The 4,058-nt window shown below is 76.6% G+C and carries 6 protein-coding genes; 1 reads left to right on the top strand and 5 read right to left on the bottom strand.

Going from position 1 to position 4,058, the window contains the following annotated elements; all coding sequences use genetic code 11:
- A partial coding sequence (locus L7D48_RS26900; RefSeq protein WP_237883407.1) for a carbohydrate-binding protein occupies positions 1 to 162 on the top strand: 162 nt, incomplete at its 5' end.
- A 90-nt stretch (positions 163 to 252) separates the two neighbouring features.
- Here L7D48_RS26900 and L7D48_RS26895 read toward each other — a convergent pair.
- The 5 genes from L7D48_RS26895 to L7D48_RS26875 all read right to left on the bottom strand — a co-directional run.
- Positions 253 to 987, bottom strand: coding sequence for an HAD family hydrolase (locus L7D48_RS26895; protein ID WP_237883404.1), 735 nt, complete (start codon positions 985 to 987; stop codon positions 253 to 255).
- Positions 988 to 1,019: 32 nt separating this feature from the next.
- Positions 1,020 to 1,421, bottom strand: coding sequence for a PIN domain-containing protein (locus tag L7D48_RS26890; RefSeq protein WP_237883402.1), 402 nt, complete (start codon positions 1,419 to 1,421; stop codon positions 1,020 to 1,022).
- A complete protein-coding gene (locus tag L7D48_RS26885; RefSeq protein WP_237883400.1) occupies positions 1,418 to 1,720 on the bottom strand; it encodes a hypothetical protein in 303 nt (100 codons plus the stop codon). The genes L7D48_RS26890 and L7D48_RS26885 overlap by 4 nt, the downstream gene beginning before the upstream one ends.
- A gap of 122 nt (positions 1,721 to 1,842) precedes the next feature.
- Positions 1,843 to 3,219, bottom strand: coding sequence for a deoxyguanosinetriphosphate triphosphohydrolase (locus L7D48_RS26880; RefSeq protein ID WP_237883397.1), 1,377 nt, complete (start codon positions 3,217 to 3,219; stop codon positions 1,843 to 1,845).
- Positions 3,220 to 3,228: 9 nt separating this feature from the next.
- Positions 3,229 to 4,058 (bottom strand): sirohydrochlorin chelatase (locus tag L7D48_RS26875; protein ID WP_374493920.1); only part of this gene is annotated, 830 nt, incomplete at its 5' end.

Below are 4,058 nucleotides of genomic sequence, written 5' to 3'. Positions count from 1 at the left end.
CCGCCCGCCGAGTGCGCCTCCTCCCCCGCCTGGGACCGCTCCACCGCCTACACCGGCGGCCGGACCGTCACCCACCGCGGCCACGCCTGGCGGGCCGCCTGGTGGACGCGCGGCGAGGAACCGGGCGTCTCCGGGGTCTGGCGGGACCTGGGCCCCTGCTGAACCGCGCCTCCCCGCCATCTACGCGGACGGGCGGACGGCGGCCGGACAGAGGCCGCCGTCCGCCCGGCGAGCCCGCCGTACGAGCGGGGGCTACCCGTCGCCGATCCCGGCCAGCCGGAGAACCGCGTCCAGCCCCCGGACCTGTCCCGGGGCGGCACCGGCCGGCAGCACGTAGGAGCGCAGTCCCGCGCCGGCCGCCCCGCCGTCCTTGGCCGGGTGGTCCCCCACCATCAGGGTCTCGGCCGGACCGGCGCCCAACTCCCGGCAGGCGTGCAGGAACAGCCGGGGATCGGGCTTCTCCGTGCCGTGCTCGAAGGAGTGCGTCCAGGAGGAGAACCAGCCGTCCAGCCGGTGGTGTGCGAAGGTGGCGCGCAGATCCCACCCGACGTCGCTGACCACGCCCAGGGCCACGCCCGCGGCGGCCAGCCGGGTCAGTACGGCCGTGCTGTCCGCGTACGGCACCCAGTGCTCGGGAGTCCGCAACTGCTCGTAGAGTTCCCCGGCCACCGGCGCCAGTTCCGGGACGGAGGCGTACCAGGTGGTGAAGGCGTGCCGGTGGGCCCGGGCCGACACGTCCCGGGCGCGCTGGGCCCCGGCCACCGCCGGGTCCGACAGACCGGCTTCGAGCCCGCCCAGCAGGGCCTCCATCTCCGCCTCGCCCACCGGGCGCGCCAGCGCCGCCCGTATGCGGTCCGCGTACGGGCCGATCTGGAACAGCGTGCCGGAGAAGTCGAAGAGCACGGCCCGTACGGCGGCGGGCGGCCCCTGCGGGGCCGTCACGGCGCGGATGGGGCCCTCGGGGCCGTGGACGGGCAAGCGGCTCATCCGGTCTTCCTACCACGCTCCGGGGCGGGCGGTCAGAGCCCTGCGACCACCACGCGGTCGCCGCACAGCTTGCGCATGTCGTCCTCGTCGGAGGTGAAGACGGTGACGGCGCCGGGCTGCCGCAGGGCGACGGCCGCCAGGGCCGCGTCGATGGCGTACTTGTGACCGTGCGGCCCGGCCTCCTTCAGGAGGCCGGTCGCGTCCCGGGCGACCTCCTCGGTCACCGGCTCCACATGGAGGCGGGACAGCGCCCACTGCCAGGCGGGGAGGTAGCGCGTCGGGTCGTATGCCTCGATGAGGGTCATCGAGGCGGTCATGACGCGGGTGCCGGACGCCCTGGCCGCCTTGAGGCGCCGCTTCATGTCCGGGGTTCCCCGCACTGTCCGGGACAGACCCTCGCTGTCGAGCAGGTAGACCGTCCCGCCCCCGGTCACGCGGCCTCCCGGTGCTGCTCGGGCGCGGGCGTCTCCGCCTCCGCCCGCCGGGCACGGGCGAGCTCGGTGTGCATGCGCTCGATCTCCCGGCGCTCGGCCTCGGCCTCGGCCATCTCCGCCTCGGTGACCGGACCGTACTCCTCCTCCAGCCAGTCGACGAGTTCGCCCAGCCGGTCCTGCTCACGCTGACGCTCTATGGCGTGCGTGACGTAGCGGCTGAAGCCGCCGGGGCCGACCTCGGCCCGGATGGCCTCGGCCAGCTCCTCCGGCAGGGTCACGGTGTACTTCTTCGTCGCCATACCGCCGACCATACAGAGGGGGCCGGGTCGCCGGAACGCGAAGACGACCCGTTCATACGCATGTGTGATCGGTGCTCGCGCCCTTGGCGCCGGGGCGGCCGGCCCGTGCCGTCATGCCGCCGTCACGCCGCCGGGCCCGTGAGGCGGGCGTGGAGGCGGCGGGCGGAGGCGTCGGTGAGGGAGGCGATCTGGTCGACGATCACGCGCAGCCGGGCCCGGTCGTCGCCGGCCTGCGAGAACAGGGCGCGGAACTGCGGGTCCAGGCCGTCCGGGGCGCGGGCGGTCAGGGCTTCGGCCAGTCCGGCCAGGATGTCGCGCTGTTCGCCGCGCAGCCGCTCCTGGTCGGGGCGCTGCATGACGTACCGGTCGGCGACGGCCTTGAGCACGTCGCACTCCAGGCGCGCGGCGCGCGGGACCACCAGGCGGGCGCCGTAGCGGGTCAGGCGGCCCGAGCCGTACGCCGCCCGGGTCGCGCCCTCGGCGGCCAGGCAGAACCGTCCGATGAGCTGGCTGGTGGCGTCCTTCAGCCGGGCCTGGGCGACGGCCGTGCCGTCGTAGCCGTGCGGCCACCACTCCTGGCCCAGCAGCCGGTCCAGGGCCTCGGCGAGTTCGGCCTCCTCGGTGCCGGACGGCGCGTAGCGTGCGGCGGCGACGGCGAAGACCTCGCGGCGCTCGGGGTCGGCCAGCAGCAGGTTGGGGTCGAGGTGGCCGGCGTGGAGGCCGTCCTCGACGTCGTGGACGGAGTAGGCCACGTCGTCGGACCAGTCCATGACCTGCGCCTCGAAGCACTGCCCGTGTTCGGGGGCGCCTCGCCGGAACCACTCGAAGACCGGCAGGTCGTCCTCGTAGACGCCGAACTTCCGCGACGCGGGGTCGGCGGGGTGGCCGCCGCGCGGCCAGGGGTACTTGGTGGCGGCGTCCAGCGCGGCGCGGGTGAGGTTGAGGCCGACGCAGGCCGGGGGGCCGTCGTCTCCTTCCGCCGGTCCGACGAACCGTTTCGGCTCCAGCCGCGACAGCAGCCGCAGCGACTGCGCGTTGCCCTCGAAGCCGCCGCAGGGCTCGGCGATCTCGTCCAGTACGCGCTCACCGTTGTGCCCGAAGGGCGGGTGACCCAGGTCGTGGGCGAGGCAGGCGGTCTCCACCAGGTCCGGGTCGCAGCCGAGCGCGGCGCCCAGTTCCCGGCCGACCTGGGCGCACTCCAGCGAGTGCGTCAGACGGGTGCGGGGGGTGGCGTCCCAGGCGCCGGCGGCGGCGTCGGGGGTGACGACCTGGGTCTTGCCCGCGAGCCGCCGCAGCGCGGCGGAGTGCAGCACCCGCGCCCGGTCGCGCTGGAAGGCGGTGCGTCCGGGCCGTTTGTCGGGCTCGGGCACCCAGCGTTCCAGCGCCGCGCCGTCGTAGCCGGCGACGTGCTCCGCCGGCCCGTCCACCGTGCTGTCCGTGCTGTCCGTGCTGTCCGTGCTGTCGTCCATGGCGTACGCATCGCCATACCTGCCGCGCATACACCGACGCTAGCCGCCCCGGGTGACAACGCGGGCCGGCGCGGGCGGGTGCGGTCGGTCAGCGGGCGCGGACCGGTGCCCCCGCACCGGGCGGAGGACGGGCGCGCGGGCCGCCGTACGCGCCTGGGCGAGCGCCTCGTCGTAGCGGTGCAGGACGAGGCGGGCCAGGGCCGGGTGCGCGCCCAGCGCGGGGGCGGCCGGCAGGCCGGGGGCGTCGCGCGCGCACCGGGCGGCGAAGAGGCCCGGCGCGGTGAAGTACGAGGCCAGGGCGGCATCGTGGCGCCCGCGGGCGCGCAGGGCGGCCACGGCTTCGGGCACGGTCGGCCGGGCGGCCGAGGCGTAGGCGGGCAGCACCGGGACGCCGCCGAGGCGTGCGGAGAGCAGGGCGGCCGTCCGTTCGGCGTCCCGGGCCGAGTCCGCATCGCGCGAGCCGGCCGCCGCCAGCACCACGCCGCCGGCGCGTCCCGCGCCGGCGGCGCTCCAGCCCGTCTCGGCCAGCCGCCCGGCCAGTGCCTCGGCCAGCAGCGGGTGCGGTCCCAGCGGCGCGGCGGTCCGCACGGACAGGTGCCCGGCGGCGGCAGCGGCCTCGGGCAGGTCGTGTTTGACGTGGTGGCCGCGGCCCAGGAGCAGTGGGACGAGGACCGCCCGGCCGGCCGGGAGCGCGTCGAGGGTGTCCGGCAGCAGCGGCTCGTTCAGCTCCACGTGCCCGAGTTCCACCCGCAGACCGGGCCGCAGGTACCGCACGAGGCCGAGCAGTGCGGTGACGGTGCGCAGCGCCCCGGGGTCGCGGGAGCCGTGGGCGACCGCGACCAGCGGGGGCGCGGGACGGGGGCGGACGC

The organism is Streptomyces sp. ICN903 (assembly GCF_022015835.1).
Lineage (GTDB): Bacteria > Actinomycetota > Actinomycetes > Streptomycetales > Streptomycetaceae > Streptomyces > Streptomyces fenghuangensis.
The sequence above is the reverse complement of the archived record's forward strand: the minus strand, read 5'-3'. Positions and strand labels throughout refer to the sequence as shown.